Genomic DNA, 18328 nt, shown 5'->3' with positions numbered 1-18328 from the left:
CGGCGGGTTCGCAATTGAGCGAAGCTTTTAAAGTCGACCCAGATCGTTGATCAGGGCGAGCAACATCACCCCTATGACCAAACTGATACCGATCTGGACCCCCCAACCTTGTACCCGGTCCGACAGCGGACGACCGCGCGCCCACTCAACCAGGTAAAACAGCAAATGCCCCCCATCCAGTACTGGAATGGGCAGCAGGTTAAGAACCCCCAGGCTTATGCTCAGGTAGGCCAGGAAATTCAGGAAATCCCCCACGCCGGACTGGGCTGAAGCGCCCGCCACTTTAGCAATGGTTATCGGTCCGCTCAAGTTTTTTACCGAGAGCTCTCCGAACAGCATTTTCTTCAGCGACTCGAGGGTCAGGACACTCATGGTCCAGGTGCGCGACAAGCCCTCGCCTACCGCTTCCAGCGGGCCATAGCTGACTTCGCGAAGCATGTTGGCAGGCCATTCGCCACCTTTTACCCCTGCCCCCAGGTAGCCGCCCGAGGCCTTGCCCTCACCCCGCTGCGCCAGGGTTACCGGCACATCCAGGGCAGCGCCGTCGCGCTCGACACGTACCACCACCTTGGCATGCGGGCGGGCGCGTACGGCATCGACCACCTGCTGCCATTCGGTGACGACCACACCGTCGATGGCCAGCAACTTGTCACCCGTCTTCAGGCCCGCCGCTGCGGCCGGCCCTTTCGATTCGATTTCGGCCAACACCGGCACGATCACCGGGCGCCAGGGGCGCAAGCCCAGGGACTGGATAGGGTCCGGTTCGTCAGCGCCTTTCAGCCAGTGGTCCAGCTTGATCTGCAGTTGACGCTCGGCGCTGGCGCCTTCATCGCGCACGCCCACCTGCAGGGTGCCGCTCTCGCCCAGGCGGCGCACCAGTTGCAGGTTGACCGCTGACCAACCGCTGGTCGGTTTGCCATCGATGGATACGATTTCCTGACCGGCGGCCAGGCCTGCCGAGGCTGCCAGGCTGTCTACCTCGACCCCACCGATGACCGGGCGGATCTGCTGGGTGCCGAGCATGGCCAGCAGCCAGAAGAACACGATGGCCAAGAGGAAATTGGCAATCGGCCCTGCTGCGACGATGGCAATGCGCTGACGCACGGTTTTGCGGTTGAACGACTGGTCGGCCAGCGCAGGCGGTACATCGCCTTCGCGCTCATCGAGCATCTTGACGTAGCCACCCAGCGGGATCGCTGCCACCACGAACTCGGTACCCTGCCGATCATGCCAGCGCAGCAGCGGCGTGCCGAAGCCTACCGAAAAACGCAGCACCTTGACGCCGCAGCGTCGGGCCACCCAGAAGTGGCCGAATTCGTGAAACGTGACCAGAACACCCAACGCCACCAGGGTGCCGACAATCATGTAGAGCGCAGTCATATCTTTCTCCAGATGACGTTCAGCAGAACGACGTTTCGCACAAGCCCTGGCAGGCCTGCATCAGTGACCGTGACGCCTCAACCACTCGCGGGACAACTCCCGGGCACGCTGGTCGGCGGCAAATACCGCGTCCAACGATGCCAGTGGCACTACGGGCTCCTGATCGAGCACCTGTTCGATCATACCCGCGATCTCCGGGAAGCGGATACGCCGCTGCAGAAATGCCTCGACCGCCACTTCATTGGCCGCGTTGAGCACTGCGGGCGCGCTGTTGCCGGCCTCGGCAGCCTGCCGCGCCAGGCGCAGGCAAGGGAAGCGCTGTTCGTCAGGGGCCTGGAAATCCAGACGCGCGATGGCGAACAAGTCCAGCGGGGCAACCCCGGAATCAATACGCTCTGGCCAGGCCAGCGCGTTGGCGATAGGCGTGCGCATGTCGGGGTTACCCAACTGGGCGAGGACCGAACCGTCCACGTAATCCACCAGCGAGTGGATCACGCTCTGCGGGTGCACCACCACCTCGACCTTGGCGGGCGAGGCATCGAACAACCAGCACGCCTCGATCAACTCCAGGCCCTTGTTCATCATACTGGCCGAATCCACGGAAATCTTGCGCCCCATGGACCAGTTGGGATGGGCGCAGGCCTGTTCCGGAGTGACATCGGCAAGCGCCGCATGCGGTGTTTCGCGGAACGGGCCGCCCGACGCGGTGAGCAGGATGCGGCGCACACCCACCTGGCTCAGGCCACGGGCATAGTCACCCGGCAGGCACTGGAAGATCGCATTGTGCTCGCTGTCGATCGGCAACAGCACGGCACCACTGCGCCGCACCGCCTCCATGAACAGCGCGCCAGACATCACCAGCGCCTCCTTGTTGGCCAGCAGCACCTTCTTGCCCGCCTCGACGGCCGCCAAGGTCGGTCGCAGCCCGGCCGCGCCCACGATGGCCGCCATGACCGCATCCACTTCCGCCGCCGCAGCCACCTGGCACAGCCCCGCCTCGCCTTCCAGCACCTGCGTGGCACAACCCGCTGCCGCCAGGCCGTCACGTAAACGTGCAGCCCCCTCGGCACTTGGCACCACCGCAAACTCGGGACGATGGCGCACGCACAACGCCAGCAGCTCATCGATGCGCGAGTAACCGCTCAATGCGAAAACCGAGTAACGCTCGGGGTGACGCGCGATCACATCCAGCGTGCTCAGGCCAATGGAGCCTGTGGCGCCAAGCACGGTGATGCGTTGCACCGCACTCACATCACACCCCATTCGGCAGCCCACAGCAGCACCGCAAACAGCGGGATGGCTGCGGTCAGGCTGTCGATGCGGTCAAGTACGCCACCATGGCCGGGCAGCAGGTTACTGCTGTCCTTGATGCCGGAACGGCGCTTGAACATACTTTCGGTCAGGTCACCGATCACCGAGGCCATGACCACCAGCGCGGCGCCCAGCAGACCCAGCAAAATCTGGCCGATGCCCCAGTCGCGGCTGATACCGACTGCCAGGGTGATGACCAGGCTGACGGCCAGGCCACCATAGACGCCTTCCCAGCTCTTGCCCGGGCTGACCTGCGGCGCCAGCTTGCGCTTGCCGAAGGCCCGACCGGAGAAATACGCACCGATGTCGGCGGCCCATACCAGCACCATCACCGACAGGATCAGCCAGTTGCCCAGCGGCCAGTGCTTGAGCAGCACCAGGCCCTGCCACGCCGGTAGCAATACCAGCAGGCCGATCAGCAGGCGACAGGCCGCACTGGCCCACAGTTCGCTGCTGCGCGGGTAGGTCAGCACCAGCCAGGTAGCCAGTGCCCACCAGATCACCGACGCACCGAGCACCCAGGGCGCCAGGTCAGGCATCAGGTGCAGCAGCATCAGCGCACCGCCGACGACGGCGGCATAGGCAATGCGCAGCGGCTGGGCCATCAAACCGGCCAGGCGCGCCCACTCCCAGGCCCCGAGGGTGACCACGAAGCCGATGAACAGGGCGAAATCCCCACCATTGAGCAGGAAGAAGCCACCCAGCGCGACCGGCAACAGGATCAGCGCGGTAATGATGCGTTGTTTAAGCATTAAGCACGAGCTCCAGCCTCGACCTGCTCGCTGGTCTTACCGAAGCGGCGCTGGCGCGAAGCGAAATCGGCCAGGGCATTGCGCATGGCCTCGTGTTTGAAGTCCGGCCAGTACAGGTCGGAGAAATACAGCTCGGCATAGGCCAGCTGCCACAGCAGGAAATTGCTGATGCGCCGCTCGCCACCGGTACGGATACACAAGTCGGGCAGCGGCAACTCGCCCGTGGACAGGCAGGTTTGCAGCAGACCCGGCGTAATGTCGTCCGGGCGCAGATGGCCGGCCTGTACTTCCCGCGCCAGGCGCTGGGCAGCCTGGGCAATGTCCCACTGGCCGCCGTAGTTGGCCGCGATCTGCAGGATGAAGCGCTTGTTGCCGGCGGTCAGCGCTTCCGCCTCACGCATGGCAGCCTGCAGCTCGGGATGGAAGCGTGAGCGATCGCCGATGATGCGCAAGCAGATGTTGTTCTCGTTGAGGCGGCGAGCCTCACGGCGCAGGGCCGAGAAGAACAACTCCATCAGCGCACCGACCTCTTCGGCGGGGCGTTGCCAGTTCTCGCTGGAGAAGGCGAACAGGGTCAGGACCTCGACCCCCGATTCGGCACAGACTTCGATGACCGCGCGAACGGCATCGACGCCAGCCTTGTGCCCGGCAACACCGGGCAACAGGCGCTTCTTCGCCCAACGGTTGTTGCCATCCATGATGATCGCGACGTGTCGCGGCACCGAGGACGGCGCCGCTGGCTTGGTCTTTTCCATTAAAAAACCTCGGCCTTAAACGGCCAACAGGTCCTTTTCCTTGGCTTTGAACGCCGCGTCGATGTCAGCGACGAACTTGTCGGTGAGCTTCTGGATCTCGTCAGCAGCGCGACGTTCTTCGTCTTCGCTGATTTCCTTGTCCTTGGTCAGCTTCTTCAGGTCGGCGAGGGCATCGCGGCGCACGTTACGCACGGCAACCTTGGCATCTTCGGCAACGCCGCTGGCCTGCTTGGTGTAACCCTTGCGGGTTTCCTCGGTCAGGGCCGGCATCGGTACGCGGATGGTGGTACCGGCGCTGGACGGGTTCAGGCCCAGGTCGGAAGTCAGGATGGCTTTTTCAATGGCTGCGCTGAGGTTCTTGTCGTGGGCGACAATTTTCAGGGTGCGGGCGTCTTCGACGGAAATCGCAGCCACCTGGTTCAGCGGCATCTCGCTACCCCAGGCAGTCACCTTGACGCTGTCCAGGATGCTTGGGTGGGCGCGACCGGTGCGGATAGCTGCCAGGTGGCGACCCAGCGCCTCGATGGACTTGCCCATGCGGTCCTGGGCGTCTTTCTTGATAGCGTTGATCATTTTTGAACTTCCTCGATCAGAGTTCCTTCCGCGCCGCCATGCACGATGTTCAGCAAGGCGCCGGGTTTGTTCATGTTGAAGACGCGCAACGGCATCTTGTGGTCGCGGCACAGACAGATTGCCGTCAGATCCATCACACCCAGCTTGCGATCCAGCACTTCATCGTAGGTCAGATGATCGAACTTCTCGGCATGCGGGTCCTTGAATGGATCTGCAGTGTATACACCATCGACCTTGGTTGCCTTCAATACCACGTCGGCATCGATTTCGATGGCGCGCAGGCAAGCGGCGGAGTCGGTGGTAAAGAACGGGTTGCCGGTACCGGCAGCGAAGATCACGACCTCTTTGGCATTGAGGTGGCGCATGGCTTTGCGGCGATCATAGTGATCGGTTACGCCAACCATGGAAATGGCCGACATGACGATGGCGGTAATGTTTGCCCGCTCCAGCGCGTCGCGCATGGCCAGGGCGTTCATCACGGTCGCCAGCATGCCCATGTGGTCACCGGTGACGCGGTCCATGCCGGCTGCACTGAGCGCCGCACCACGGAACAGGTTGCCACCGCCGATTACCAGACCTACCTGAACACCGATGCCGACCAGCTGGCCGACCTCCAGCGCCATGCGATCCAGGACCTTGGGGTCGATCCCGAACTCTTCCGAGCCCATCAGGGCCTCGCCGCTAAGTTTGAGTAGAATGCGTTTATAGCGAGCCTGATAACCACTGCCCTGCTGAGCCATTGCGAATCTCTCCTGCGGCGTTTGTAAAATTCTGCGGGCTGTTTGAGCCTGCGTGTAACTCTAACGTGACGCAGCGACTGCGTCAGCGAGGAACGGTTCTGAAAACCACTCCCGCTTTGACAAAGAGGCTGCGCGCGTGAGCGGGCAGCCTCTTTGGGGCGACAGACGGGTCTGTCTTACTGCTTGGCAGCAGCCAGCTGAGCAGCAACTTCTTCAGCGAAGTTGTCGACCGGCTTCTCGATGCCTTCGCCTACTTTGAAGTAGGTGAAGGAAACGATTTCAGCGCCGGCTTTCTTGGCCAGTTCGCCGACTTTGATTTCCGGGTTCATGACGAAGGCCTGTTCAACCAGGCTGGCTTCGGCCAGGAACTTGGAAATACGGCCTTTGATCATGTTCTCGACGATGTTCTCAGGCTTGCCTTTGATCTTGTCTTCGTTCAGTTGCAGGAAGACCGCCTTCTCACGCTCGATAGCCTCAGCCGAGACTTCCGATGGCAGCAGGAACTCTGGGTTGCTGGCAGCCACGTGCATGGCGATTTCTTTGGCCAGTTGAACGTCGCCGCCCTTCAGCACAACAGCAACACCGATCTTGTTGCCGTGCAGGTAGGTACCGACAACGTCACCTTCAACGCGCACCAGGCGACGGATGTTGACGTTCTCGCCAACCTTGGCAACCAGGGCTTCGCGAGCCGCTTCACGGGAAGCGATCAGCGGAGCGGCATCGGTCAGCTTCTCGGCGAAGGCTTGCTCGACGCTTTCAGCAACGAAGTTCTTGAAGTCGTCTTGCAGGGCCAGGAAGTCGGTCTGCGAGTTCACTTCCAGCAGAACGGCGGACTTTTCGTCGGCCTTGATGGCGATAGCGCCTTCAGCAGCAACGTTGCCAGCCTTTTTGGCAGCCTTGATGGCGCCGGAGGCACGCATGTCGTCAATGGCTTTTTCGATGTCGCCGCCGGCCTTGGTCAGCGCCTTCTTGCAATCCATCATGCCTTCGCCGGTACGCTCGCGCAGTTCTTTGACCAGCGCCGCAGTAATCTCTGCCATTTCAAAATCCTCTTGGAAAGTTTTTCAACCATTCCACCCGCTCGTCACGGGCGTTCAATTCTGCAAATCCGCTGTTTTCGTCTCAGCAGGCCCATAGTGCGGGGCCGTTGCTGACAGCAGGATTTCAAGGTGGCAAAAAGGGGGCAGAGCCCCCTTTTTGCGTGCCAAGTAGACGCCAGGCGTCAATTACTCAGCAGCAGGTGCAGCCGCTTCTTCAGCGTAGACTTCGGTGCCGCCAGCAACGTTGTTGCGGCCGCGGATGATGGCGTCAGCCATCGAAGTCATGTACAGCTCGATAGCGCGAATGGCGTCATCGTTACCTGGGATGATGTAGTCAACACCTTCCGGGCTGCTGTTGGTATCGACAACGCCGATAACCGGGATGCCCAGCTTGTTGGCTTCGGTGATAGCAATGCGCTCGTGGTCAACGTCGATCACGAACAGGGCATCAGGCAGGCCGCCCATGTCCTTGATACCACCCAGGCTGCGGTCCAGCTTTTCCAGATCGCGCGAACGCATCAGGGCTTCTTTCTTGGTCAGCTTGGCAAAGGTGCCATCTTCGGCCTGAGTTTCCAGGTCGCGCAGACGCTTGATCGAAGCACGGATGGTTTTGTAGTTGGTCAGCATGCCGCCCAACCAGCGGTGGTCAACGTATGGCGAACCGGCACGAGCAGCTTGCTCGGCGACGATCTTGCCGGCGGAACGCTTGGTGCCGACGAACATGATCTTGTTCTTGCCCTGGGCCAGGCGCTCTACGAAGGCCAGAGCCTCGTTGAACATCGGCAGGGTTTTTTCCAGGTTGATGATGTGGATCTTGTTACGCGCGCCGAAAATGTACTTGCCCATTTTCGGGTTCCAGTAACGGGTCTGGTGACCGAAGTGCACACCGGCCTTCAGCATATCGCGCATGTTGACTTGGGACATGATAGTTCCTTGGTAAGTCGGGTTGGGCCTCCACGCATCCCAATGACCAACCCGCAAATTCTGCAATTCGGGGCACCCAGGTCATCGTGTCGACACGTGTGTGGGTTTAAGGCTAACGGGGTCTACCCCGAAAGCGGCGCATTTTATACCACAGACCGCGAGCGAACGGAACCCGAATACTGTTGCGTCCGTCAGCGGCTTTTGCAGCACCCAGGCTTTCAGGCCAGAATGCCCTCTATAGACAGCAGCTTGGCCGCCTTTATCCCGACCGATTGCCGCCCTGCTCTGCTAGAATCCGGCCTTTCCCGTTTGTTCGCGCCGTGCACGGCGCCGTAGAGAGCCTGTAATGACCGTCACCATCAAGACCGCAGAAGACATCGAGAAGATGCGCATCGCCGGCCGCCTGGCCGCCGACGTGCTGGAAATGATCGAAGCGCACGTCAAGCCCGGTGTCACCACCGAAGAACTGGACCGCCTGTGCCACGACTACATCGTCAACGTCCAGCAGGCCATCCCGGCGCCGCTCAACTACAAGGGCTACCCCAAGTCGATCTGCACCTCGATCAACCATGTGGTCTGCCACGGCATCCCCAACGACAAGCCACTAAAGGACGGTGACACGCTGAACATCGACGTCACCGTGATCAAGGACGGCTATCACGGCGACACCAGCCGCATGTTCCACGTCGGCAAGGTACCCGTGTGGGCCGAGCGCCTGTCCCAGGTCACCCAGGAATGCATGTACAAGGCCATCGAACTGGTCAAGCCTGGCTGCCGCCTGGGCGACATCGGCGAAGTGATCCAGAAGCACGCTGAAAAGAACGGCTTCTCGGTGGTGCGCGAATTCTGTGGCCATGGCATCGGCAAGGTGTTCCACGAAGAACCGCAAATTCTTCACTACGGCCGCGCCGGCACCGGCATGGAACTCAAAGAAGGCATGACCTTCACCATCGAGCCGATGATCAACCAGGGCAAGGCCGACACCAAGGTGCTGGGCGACGGCTGGACCGCCATCACCAAGGACCGCAAGCTCTCGGCCCAGTGGGAGCACACCCTGGTGGTGACCGCTACCGGCTACGAGATCTTTACCCTGCGCAAGGACGACACCATCGCGCGCACCTCGGCCTGAGTCCGCGCCAGGCACCCCACGACAGGAACGCGACGCAATGCCCCAGGTGGATCCCGAGCTGTTCGACCGCGGCCAGTTCCAGGCGGAACTGGCCCTCAAGGCGAGCCCTATCACCGCCTTCAAGAAAGCCATCCGCCAGGCTGGCGAGGTGCTCGACAAGCGTTTTCGCGATGGCCGCGAGATCCGCCGGCTGATCGAGGACCGCGCCTGGCTCGTCGACAACATCCTGCAGCAGGCCTGGAACCAGTTCGACTGGGGCGACCAGCACGGTATCGCCCTGGTCGCAGTGGGCGGCTACGGGCGCGGTGAACTGCACCCGCACTCGGACATCGACCTGCTGATCCTGCTGGGCGCCGCCGAGCACGAGCAGTACCGCGAGGCCATCGAGCGCTTCCTTACCCTGCTGTGGGACATCGGCCTGGAAGTGGGCCAGAGCGTGCGCACCGTCGACGAATGTGCCGAACAGGCGCGTGCGGACCTCACGGTCATCACCAACATGATGGAAAGCCGCACGATTGCCGGCCCCGAAGCCTTGCGCCAGCGCATGCTCGAAGTTACCAGCACCGAGCACATGTGGCCGAGCAAGGAGTTCTTCCTGGCCAAGCGTGCCGAGCTCAAGGCCCGCCACCACAAGTACAACGACACCGAGTACAACCTTGAGCCCAACGTCAAGGGTTCACCCGGTGGCCTGCGCGACATCCAGACCGTGCTGTGGGTGGCCCGCCGCCAATACGGCACCCTGAACCTGCACGCACTGGCAGGCGAAGGCTTCTTGCTGGAAAGCGAGAACGAACTGCTGGCCTCGTCCCAGGACTTCCTGTGGAAAGTGCGCTATGCCCTGCACATGCTGGCCGGGCGCGCCGAAGACCGCTTGCTGTTCGATCACCAGCGCAGCATCGCCGCGCTGCTGGGCTACAGCGACGAAAACCCCAAGCGCGCGATTGAACAGTTCATGCAGCAGTACTACCGGGTGGTGATGAGCATCAGCCAGTTGTGCGACCTGATCATCCAGCACTTCGAGGAAGTCATCCTCGCCGACGAGGACAGTGGCACTACTCAGCCGCTGAATGCGCGCTTCCGCCTGCACGACGGCTATATAGAAGCGACCAAGCCGAACGTGTTCAAGCGCACACCATTCGCCATGCTGGAAATTTTCGTGCTGATGGCCCAGCACCCGGAGATCAAAGGGGTACGTGCCGACACCGTGCGCCTGCTGCGCGAACACCGCCACCTGATCGACGAAACGTTCCGCCACGATATCCGCAACACCAGCCTGTTCATCGAGCTGTTCAAGTGCGAGATCGGCATCCACCGCAACCTGCGGCGGATGAACCGCTACGGCATTCTTGGCCGCTACCTGCCGGAGTTCGGCCTGATCGTCGGGCAAATGCAGCATGACCTGTTCCACATTTATACGGTCGATGCGCACACGCTCAACCTGATCAAGCACCTGCGCAAACTGCAGTACACGCCGGTTTCCGAAAAATTCCCGCTGGCCAGCAAGCTCATGGGCCGCCTGCCCAAACCCGAGCTTATCTACCTGGCCGGGCTTTACCACGACATCGGCAAGGGCCGCCAGGGTGACCATTCGGAGCTGGGCGCGGTGGACGCGCAAGCGTTCTGCGAGCGCCACCAGTTGCCCGCCTGGGACAGCCGCCTGATCGTCTGGCTGGTGCTGAACCACCTGGTGATGTCCACCACCGCCCAGCGCAAGGACCTGTCCGACCCGCAGGTGATCAACGATTTCGCCTTGCACGTGGGTGACGAAACCCGCCTGGACTACCTCTACGTGCTGACCGTGGCCGACATCAACGCCACCAACCCGAGCCTGTGGAACTCCTGGCGTGCCAGCCTGCTGCGCCAGCTCTACACCGAAACCAAGCGCGCGCTGCGCCGTGGGTTGGAAAACCCGCTGGACCGTGAAGAGCAGATTCGCCAGACCCAGAGCGCGGCACTGGACATCCTGATCCGCGAGGGCACCGACCCGGACGACGTGGAGCAGCTCTGGTCGCAACTGGGTGACGACTACTTCCTCAAGCACACCGCTGCCGACGTGGCCTGGCACAGTGACGCCATCCTCCAGCAGCCCGCTGACGGTGGGCCACTGGTGCTGATCAAGGAAACCACCTCGCGCGAGTTCGAGGGCGGCACGCAGATCTTCATCTATGCCCCCGACCAACACGACTTCTTCGCCGTGACCGTGGCGGCCATGTCGCAGCTCAACCTGAACATCCATGACGCGCGGATCATCACCTCGAGCAGCCAGTTCACCCTCGACACCTATATCGTGCTCGACAACGACGGTGGCTCGATCGGCGACAACCCGCAGCGGGTCAAACAGATTCGCGACGGCCTGACCGAAGCGCTGCGCAACCCCGAGGACTATCCGACGATCATTCAGCGCCGGGTGCCGCGCCAGCTCAAGCACTTCAACTTCCCGCCGCAGGTCACTATCCTCAACGATGCCCAGCGGCCGGTGACCATCCTCGAGATCACCGCCCCCGACCGCCCGGGCCTGCTGGCCAGGATCGGGCGCATCTTCCTGGAGTTTGATCTGTCGCTGCAGAACGCCAAGATCGCCACCCTTGGCGAGCGCGTGGAAGACGTGTTCTTCATCACCGACGCCGACAACCAGCCGCTGTCCGACCCGCAGCTGTGCAGCCGCCTGCAGGAGGCTATCGTGCAGCAGCTGCAGGCCGGCCAGGCGAGCGATGCCAGCCCTACCCGCGTGACCTTTTAACGATTGACGAGACCTTGCGCCGATGAACCATGCCCTGACCCAGCTTCAGCCCTACCCGTTCGAGAAACTCCGTGCCCTGCTGGGCAGCGTAAAGCCTGCGGCGGACAAACGCGCCATCGCCCTGTCGATCGGCGAGCCCAAGCACGCCTCGCCAGCGTTCGTCGCCCAGGCCATGACCGACAACCTCGACAAGCTGGCGGTGTACCCCAGCACCCTCGGCCTGCCAGCCTTGCGCCAGGCCATCGGCCAGTGGTGCGAACGTCGTTTCGGCGTGCCGGCCGGCTGGCTGGATGCCGACCGCCACATCCTGCCGGTCAACGGCACCCGTGAAGCGCTGTTCGCCTTCACCCAGGCCGTGGTCAACCGCGCCGATGATGGCCTGGTGGTCAGCCCGAACCCGTTCTACCAGATCTACGAAGGCGCGGCCCTGCTGGCAGGTGCCACCCCGCATTACCTGCCGTGCCTTGAAAACAACGGTTTCAACCCGGACTTCGATGCCGTGCCAGCGGATGTCTGGCAGCGTTGCCAGATCCTGTTCCTGTGCTCGCCGGGCAACCCCACTGGCGCGCTGGTGCCGATGGACACCCTGAAGAAACTGATCGCTTTGGCCGACGAGCACGATTTCGTGATTGCCGCCGACGAGTGCTACAGCGAGCTGTACTTCGACGAAGACGCGCCACCCCCGGGCCTGCTCAGCGCCTGCGCCGAGCTTGGCCGCAGCGACTTCAAGCGTTGCGTGGTGTTCCACAGCCTGTCCAAGCGCTCCAACCTGCCTGGCCTGCGCTCGGGCTTCGTGGCAGGTGATGCCGAAATCATCAAACCCTTCCTGCTGTACCGCACCTACCACGGCTGCGCCATGCCCGTGCAAACCCAGCTGGCCAGCATCGCGGCCTGGCAGGATGAGGCGCATGTGCGCGACAACCGTGACCAGTACCGGGCCAAGTACGCTGCCGTGCTGGATATCCTGCAGCCGGTGATGGATGTGCAGCGGCCCGATGGCAGCTTCTACCTGTGGGCCAAGGTACCGGGCTGCGATGCTGCGTTCACCCGCGACCTGTTCGAAGCCGAGCATGTGACCGTGGTACCCGGGTCGTACCTGTCGCGTGAAGTGGATGGCGTCAACCCAGGCGCTGGCCGGGTGCGCATGGCGCTGGTTGCGCCGTTGGCCGAATGCATCGAGGCGGCTGAGCGAATTCGCGCGTTCCTGCAGAATCGCTGATTGAGCTGAAGGGGGCGCTTGGCGCCCCTTTCGCTACCTACCTGATGGCCCCCAGGTTCGCCTCGCTCATATCCAACTCCCCCAGCACCTGCCGCACCACCTCATCGCCCACCAGGTGCTGGCGATGCAGGTTGTACAACTCCAGACGCTGCGCCCGCAGCGCACGCAAGCGCAAACGCCGCTCAAGCAAGTCCATCTGCTCAGCCAGGGCCCGCGCCTCGGCCGTGTCGTTGTAACTGTTCAGCTCGTCGCGGTACTCCGCCATCAGCCGCGCCTTGAGCTCGGTTGCCAAGGTCGCCTGGGCCGCATCCTGCGGTGCATTGGCGTCGATTACCTCCTCCGCCTCCAGCGCATGAATCGCAGCCTCTGCGGTACGTCGCCAGGCTTCCAGTACTTCCTGATGCAGGCGCTCGTCGGGGCTTTTGGTCACACCGCGCAGCAAGATCGGCAAGGCGATACAGGCACTGATCAGCGACAACAGGATCACCCCGGCCGCAATGAAAATCAGCAGGTCACGCTCGGGGAAGGCCTTGCCCGCCCCCATCAGCAGCGGCACCGACATCACACCGGCCAAGGTGACCGCACCGCGTACGCCACCAAGGGTCAGCAACCAGCAGGAACGCGCCGTTGGCATCAGCACCAACGCCGGCTTGCCGCGCCAACGGCGCACCACCCCGATGGCCCGCCAGATGCTCTGCACCCAGATGAACCGCAGCAGGATCAACGCGGCAAAGATCGCCAGCACATCCAGGCAGCGCCAGGCCAGGGTCGGCCACACGGTGGGCTCGTGGCTCACCACGGCCTTGATGATGTCCGGCAACTGCAAGCCGAGCAGCAGGAAGATCAAGCCATTAAAGGCAAACTCCAGCAACGACCACACGCTGCGGTTGAGCAGGCGGGTGCTGGTCTGGCGTGGCAGCAGGTCGAGCCAGCTCTGCATCATGCCGGCAGCTACCGCCGAGAGGATGCCGGACACACCCAGGCGCTCGGCCAGTACGTAAGCGGCAAAGGGCAGCAGCAGCATGAACACCACGTGCGTAGCCGGGTCGTCCCAGCCCCGCGCGATCATCCAGGTGCGCAGCCGGCCGATCAGCCAGCTCAGCGCAACGCCGACCGCCAGGCCGCCGAGGGCAACCAGGACGAAACTGAAGCTGGCATCGGCCAACGAGAACACCCCGGTAATCGCTGCGGCCAGGGCAAACTTGAACGTCACCAGGCCCGAGGCATCGTTCATCAACGCTTCGCCCTGCAGCATGTGCATCAGCGGTGTCGGCAAGCGGTCCTGGGCGATGGCCGAGACCGCCACGGCATCGGTCGGCGACAGCACGGCCGCCAGGGCGAAGGCGACTGCCAGCGGGATGCTGGGCAGCAGCCAGTGAATGAAGTAACCAGCGCCCACCACGGTGAACAGCACCAGGCCCACGGCCAGCGCCACCACTGGGCCACGAATGCGCCACAGCTCGCGCTTGGGAATGCGCCAGCCGTCGGCAAACAGCAGCGGTGGCAGGAACAGGAAAAGGAACAGTTCAGGGTCAAGGGCCACGTGCAGGCCCAGGGTCGGCCAGGCTAACAAGGCACCGGCGGCGATCTGCACCAAGGGCAGCGGCAGCGGAATGATTCGGCCGACCAGTTTTGACACGCTTACCAGCGTCAGCAGGATGAGGACGGTATAGGCTGACTGCATCCGTTAAAGCTTCCTTTGTGAACCAGAACTCAAACAAGGCGAAACATCGCCACGAAACACTATGTTAGCGGGGACTGCTGAAACGAGGCCGCTGCACGATAGTCGCAGGTAGCGGCTGAATATGTAACATGATGATACTTGGCTATCGTATCGATGCCGATGCGCGCCCGCAGACTTGAAATGATGCCGTATAAACGTATACTCATGCATAACGAATAACGTTAAGCATTAAGCCCGATGATTCGAAGCTTCAGTTGTGCTGACACGGAAGCACTCTTTACCACTGGAAAGACGCAGCGATGGTCGGATATCAAGTCTGTTGTGGAGCGCAAACTCGCCATGCTCGATGCCGCAGCAGCGCTGCGGGACCTTCGCTCGCCACCTGGCAACCGTCTCGATCCGTTGAGCGGCAATCGGGACGGCCAGCACAGTATTCGCGTCAATGACCAGTGGCGCTTGTGCTTTATCTGGACCGAAAACGGTCCGGTTAACGTTGAAATAGTCGATTACCATTGAGGTGCATCATGCTCAAGAACGGTATGCGTCCAATACATCCCGGTGAAGTCCTGCGTGAGGACTTTCAGAAAGAAATGGGCTTCAGTGCTGCCGCGTTGGCAAGGGCGCTGGGCGTCGCCACGCCAACTGTCAACAATATCCTGCGCGAACGGGGCGGCGTGTCTGCCGACATGGCGCTGCGTCTTTCCATCTGCCTGGATACCACCCCTGAATTCTGGCTCAACCTGCAGAGTACTTTTGATCTGCGAACTGCCGAACAGCGACATGGCGACGAGATCATCGGGTCGGTACAGCGCCTGGTCGCTTGAGACACACCCTGATCAGGGGCGCCACGGGCGTGGCGCCGCGAGGATCGTTCACGCATAATCCCGCGACTGACATTCGAAAATGGAGAGATTGGGGCAGCCTGTGGCCTCAATGTACACAATGACCTACACGCTCTACGGCATCAAAGCCTGCGACACCATGAAAAAGGCGCGCACCTGGCTCGAAGACAAAGCCATCGGCTACGAATTCCACGACTACAAGACCCAAGGCATCGACCGTGACAGCCTGAACCGCTGGTGCGACGAACACGGCTGGGAAGTCATCCTCAACCGTGCCGGCACCACCTTCCGCAAGCTCGACGACGCCAGCAAGGCCGACATTGACCAAGCCAAGGCCGTCGAACTGATGCTGGCCCAGCCGTCGATGATCAAGCGTCCGGTACTCGACCTTGGCACGCGCACATTGGTCGGCTTCAAGCCGGACCTGTACGCCGCCGCACTGGCCTGAGCCCGTCACCGCTCAATACCCTATTTCGCACGAGGTAATCACATGTCCAATACTCTGTTCAGCCTGGCCTTCGGTGTCGGCTCCCAGAACCGCCAGGGTACCTGGCTGGAAGTCTTCTACGCCCAACCTCTGGTCAACCCAAGCGCCGACCTGATCGCCGCCGTTGCCCCGATCCTGGGCTACGAAGGCGGTAACCAGGCCATTGCGTTCAGCAACGGGCAAGCGGCGCAACTGGCCGAAGCCGTGAAAGGTGTCGATGCCGCCCAGGCCGCCCTGCTGACCCGCCTGGCCGAAAGCCACAAGCCGCTGGTCGCCACCTTGCTGGCCGAAGACACAGCGCTGACCTCGACCCCAGAGGCCTACCTCAAGCTGCACCTGCTGTCGCACCGCCTGGTCAAGCCGCACGGCGTGAGCCTGGCCGGCATCTTCCCGCTGCTGCCGAACGTTGCCTGGACCAACCTGGGCGCCGTCGACCTGGCCGAGCTGGCCCAACTGCAACTGGAAGCGCGCCTGAAGGGCGAGCTGCTGGAAGTGTTCTCGGTAGACAAGTTCCCGAAAATGACCGACTACGTGGTCCCGGCCGGCGTGCGCATCGCCGACACCGCCCGTGTGCGCCTGGGCGCCTACATCGGCGAAGGCACCACCATCATGCACGAAGGCTTCGTCAACTTTAACGCCGGCACCGAAGGCCCGGGCATGATCGAAGGCCGCGTGTCGGCAGGCGTGTTCGTCGGCAAGGGTTCGGACCTGGGCGGCGGCTGCTCGACCATGGGCACCCTGTCCGGCGGCGGCAACATCGTCATCAAGGTTGGCGAAGGCTGCCTGATCGGCGCCAACGCCGGTATCGGCATCCCGCTGGGCGACCGCAACACCGTCGAAGCCGGCCTGTACATCACTGCCGGCACCAAGGTGAACCTGCTGGACGAGCACAACGAGCTGGTCAAAGTGGTCAAGGCCCGCGACCTGGCCGGCCAGACCGACCTGCTGTTCCGCCGCAACTCGCTGAACGGCGCTGTGGAGTGCAAGACCCACAAGTCGGCCATCGAGCTGAACGAGGCGCTGCACGCCCATAACTGAGAACCTTCCACGGTTTGAAGTGATAAGATCGGGTCTGGCGTAATGCCAGACCCGTTTTTCATTCCAGGCCCCGCGAACATGTTCCAGCCCTCCCCCTGGCGTGCCGATTTCCCCGCCATCGACGCCCTGCAACGGCAGCACCAGACCTACCTGGACAGCGCCGCCACCAGCCAGAAACCGCAAGCCCTGCTCGATGCCCTGAGCCATTACTACGGCCATGGCGCGGCGAACGTGCACCGTGCCCAGCACTTGCCCGGCGCACTGGCGACCCAAGCGTTCGAAACCAGCCGCGACAAGGTTGCCGCCTGGCTCAATGCCGCCGACTCGCAGCAGATCATCTTCACCCACGGCGCCACCTCGGCCTTGAACCTGCTGGCCTACGGCCTGGAACACCGCTTCGAAGCCGGCGACGAAATCGCCGTCAGCGCCCTGGAGCACCATGCCAACCTGCTGCCCTGGCAACAGCTGGCCCGGCGACGCAACCTGCGCCTGGTGATTCTGCCGCTGGACGTGCAGGGCCGTATCGACCTCGACCAGGCACTGCAACTGATCGGGCCACGCACGCGGGTACTGGCGGTCAGCCAGCTGTCCAACGTGCTCGGCACCTGGCAACCGCTGCCAGCCTTGCTGGCCCACGCCCGGGCCCAAGGCACGCTGACCGTGGTCGATGGCGCCCAAGGCGTGGTGCACGGCCGTCATGATGTGCAGCAGTTGGCCTGCGATTACTACGTGTTTTCCAGCCACAAGCTGTACGGCCCGGAAGGTGTCGGCGTGCTCTACGGCCGCAGCCAGGCGCTGGCGTTGCTGCGTCACTGGCAATTTGGCGGTGAAATGGTGCAACTGGCCGAGTACCAGAGTGCCAGCTTCCGCCCCGCGCCACTGGGGTTTGAAGCCGGAACCCCGCCCATCGCAGGTGTTATCGGCCTGGGCGCGACACTCGATTACCTGGCCAGCCTCGATGCCCATGCGGTCGAACGGCATGAGTCCAGCTTGCACCAGCACTTGCTGCGTGGCCTGGCCGACCGCGATGGCATCCGGGTGCTCGGTGCACCGCAGACGGCGTTGGCCAGCTTCGTCATCGAGGGGGTGCATAACGCAGACATCGCCCACCTGCTGACCGAACAAGGCATCGCCGTACGTGCCGGCCATCATTGCGCTATGCCGCTGCTCAAGGGGCTGGGGCTGGAGGGGGCGATTCGAGTGTCGCTGGGGCTGTATAACGACAGCGATGACCTGCAGCGCTTCTTCGAGGCGCTGGATCAAGGGCTGGAGTTGTTGCGATGAATGTGCCGACACCTGCCCGCGAAGCACTGGAACAGTTCGAACAGGCCCGTGGCTGGGAACAACGTGCACGGCTGCTGATGCAGTGGGGTGATCGGCTTGAGCCGCTGAGCGATGCGGACAAATGCGAGCGCAACCGCGTGCATGGCTGTGAAAGCCTGGTGTGGCTGGTGGCTGAGCAGCATGACGGCCAGTGGCAGTTCAAGGCCAGCAGCGATGCACGGTTGTTGCGCGGGCTGCTGGCGTTGCTGCTGGTGCGGGTGCAGGGCTTGGCCAGCAGCGAGCTGGCTGACCTGGATCTGCGGGCCTGGTTCAACCAGCTAGGGCTAGAACGGCAGCTGTCACCCTCGCGCAGCAATGGGCTACATGCGGTGTTGCAGCGCATGGCCGAGCTGGTTTCTGTCAGTTGAATCGGCGTCGGATGCTTCGCGGG

General features: G+C 62.6%; 18 protein-coding genes. 9 read left to right on the top strand and 9 right to left on the bottom strand.

Going from position 1 to position 18328, the window contains the following annotated elements:
* Positions 1-27: 27 nt before the first annotated feature.
* The 8 genes from rseP to rpsB all read right to left on the bottom strand — a co-directional run bounded on the left by rseP (position 28) and on the right by rpsB (position 7475).
* Positions 28-1380, bottom strand: a complete 1353-nt coding sequence (gene rseP / locus HU770_RS02310; protein ID WP_186662975.1) for an RIP metalloprotease RseP — start codon at positions 1378-1380, stop codon at positions 28-30.
* A gap of 60 nt (positions 1381-1440) precedes the next feature.
* Positions 1441-2631: a 1-deoxy-D-xylulose-5-phosphate reductoisomerase gene (ispC, locus tag HU770_RS02305; RefSeq protein ID WP_033700880.1), complete on the bottom strand. Its 1191-nt coding sequence runs from the start codon at positions 2629-2631 to the stop codon at positions 1441-1443.
* Positions 2628-3443: a phosphatidate cytidylyltransferase gene (locus HU770_RS02300; protein WP_186654483.1), complete on the bottom strand. Its 816-nt coding sequence runs from the start codon at positions 3441-3443 to the stop codon at positions 2628-2630. The genes ispC and HU770_RS02300 overlap by 4 nt, the downstream gene beginning before the upstream one ends.
* Positions 3443-4198, bottom strand: a complete 756-nt coding sequence (gene uppS, locus HU770_RS02295) for a polyprenyl diphosphate synthase (RefSeq protein ID WP_186654481.1) — start codon at positions 4196-4198, stop codon at positions 3443-3445. The genes HU770_RS02300 and uppS overlap by 1 nt, the downstream gene beginning before the upstream one ends.
* A 15-nt stretch (positions 4199-4213) precedes the next feature.
* Positions 4214-4771: a ribosome recycling factor gene (frr, locus tag HU770_RS02290; protein ID WP_186654479.1), complete on the bottom strand. Its 558-nt coding sequence runs from the start codon at positions 4769-4771 to the stop codon at positions 4214-4216.
* Complete coding sequence (gene pyrH, locus HU770_RS02285; protein WP_016392310.1) at positions 4768-5511, bottom strand: UMP kinase; 744 nt, start codon at positions 5509-5511, stop codon at positions 4768-4770. The genes frr and pyrH overlap by 4 nt, the downstream gene beginning before the upstream one ends.
* A 176-nt stretch (positions 5512-5687) precedes the next feature.
* The gene (gene tsf, locus HU770_RS02280) at positions 5688-6551 is read right to left on the bottom strand and encodes a translation elongation factor Ts (protein ID WP_033700885.1); all 864 of its coding nucleotides are present in this window, start codon (positions 6549-6551) and stop codon (positions 5688-5690) included.
* Positions 6552-6737: 186 nt separating this feature from the next.
* Entirely contained in the window at positions 6738-7475 is a 738-nt protein-coding gene (gene rpsB / locus HU770_RS02275; protein WP_027595792.1) for a 30S ribosomal protein S2, read from the bottom strand.
* A gap of 346 nt (positions 7476-7821) precedes the next feature.
* Here rpsB and map point away from each other — a divergent pair, with 346 nt between their 5' ends.
* The 3 genes from map to dapC are packed head-to-tail and all read left to right on the top strand — an operon-like array spanning position 7822 to position 12563.
* On the top strand, positions 7822-8604 hold the full coding sequence (gene map / locus HU770_RS02270; RefSeq protein WP_033700886.1) for a type I methionyl aminopeptidase: 783 nt from the start codon (positions 7822-7824) through the stop codon (positions 8602-8604).
* Positions 8605-8641: 37 nt separating this feature from the next.
* Positions 8642-11344: a [protein-PII] uridylyltransferase gene (locus tag HU770_RS02265; RefSeq protein WP_033700887.1), complete on the top strand. Its 2703-nt coding sequence runs from the start codon at positions 8642-8644 to the stop codon at positions 11342-11344.
* A gap of 22 nt (positions 11345-11366) precedes the next feature.
* Positions 11367-12563, top strand: coding sequence for a succinyldiaminopimelate transaminase (gene dapC, locus HU770_RS02260; protein WP_033700888.1), 1197 nt, complete (start codon positions 11367-11369; stop codon positions 12561-12563).
* A gap of 37 nt (positions 12564-12600) precedes the next feature.
* On the opposite strand, the gene HU770_RS02255 is transcribed toward dapC, so the two are convergent.
* A complete protein-coding gene (locus HU770_RS02255) occupies positions 12601-14247 on the bottom strand; it encodes a Na+/H+ antiporter (RefSeq protein WP_186662974.1) in 1647 nt (548 codons plus the stop codon).
* Positions 14248-14484: 237 nt separating this feature from the next.
* Between HU770_RS02255 and HU770_RS02250 the strand changes: the two genes are divergently transcribed.
* From HU770_RS02250 to HU770_RS02225, 6 genes are all read left to right on the top strand, one after another.
* Positions 14485-14763, top strand: coding sequence for a type II toxin-antitoxin system RelE/ParE family toxin (locus HU770_RS02250; RefSeq protein WP_186662973.1), 279 nt, complete (start codon positions 14485-14487; stop codon positions 14761-14763).
* Positions 14764-14771: 8 nt separating this feature from the next.
* Positions 14772-15071, top strand: coding sequence for a type II toxin-antitoxin system antitoxin GraA (gene graA / locus HU770_RS02245; protein WP_186662972.1), 300 nt, complete (start codon positions 14772-14774; stop codon positions 15069-15071).
* Between the two features lie 118 nt (positions 15072-15189).
* Positions 15190-15537, top strand: coding sequence for an ArsC family reductase (locus HU770_RS02240; protein ID WP_077068598.1), 348 nt, complete (start codon positions 15190-15192; stop codon positions 15535-15537).
* 42 nt (positions 15538-15579) lie between these two features.
* Positions 15580-16614 (top strand): 2,3,4,5-tetrahydropyridine-2,6-dicarboxylate N-succinyltransferase, encoded by a 1035-nt coding sequence (gene dapD, locus HU770_RS02235; RefSeq protein WP_186654464.1) that lies wholly within the window; start codon positions 15580-15582, stop codon positions 16612-16614.
* Between the two features lie 78 nt (positions 16615-16692).
* Positions 16693-17898, top strand: a complete 1206-nt coding sequence (locus HU770_RS02230) for a cysteine desulfurase (RefSeq protein ID WP_186662971.1) — start codon at positions 16693-16695, stop codon at positions 17896-17898.
* Positions 17895-18305, top strand: a complete 411-nt coding sequence (locus HU770_RS02225; RefSeq protein WP_186662970.1) for a SufE family protein — start codon at positions 17895-17897, stop codon at positions 18303-18305. Before HU770_RS02230 ends, HU770_RS02225 begins: the two co-directional genes overlap by 4 nt.
* Positions 18306-18328: the final 23 nt, after the last annotated feature.

Origin of the sequence: Pseudomonas sp. SWRI68, from assembly GCF_014269165.1 — a bacterium.
Classification (GTDB): Bacteria; Pseudomonadota; Gammaproteobacteria; order Pseudomonadales; family Pseudomonadaceae; genus Aquipseudomonas; species Aquipseudomonas capeferrum.
The sequence above is the reverse complement of the archived record's forward strand: the minus strand, read 5'-3'. Positions and strand labels throughout refer to the sequence as shown.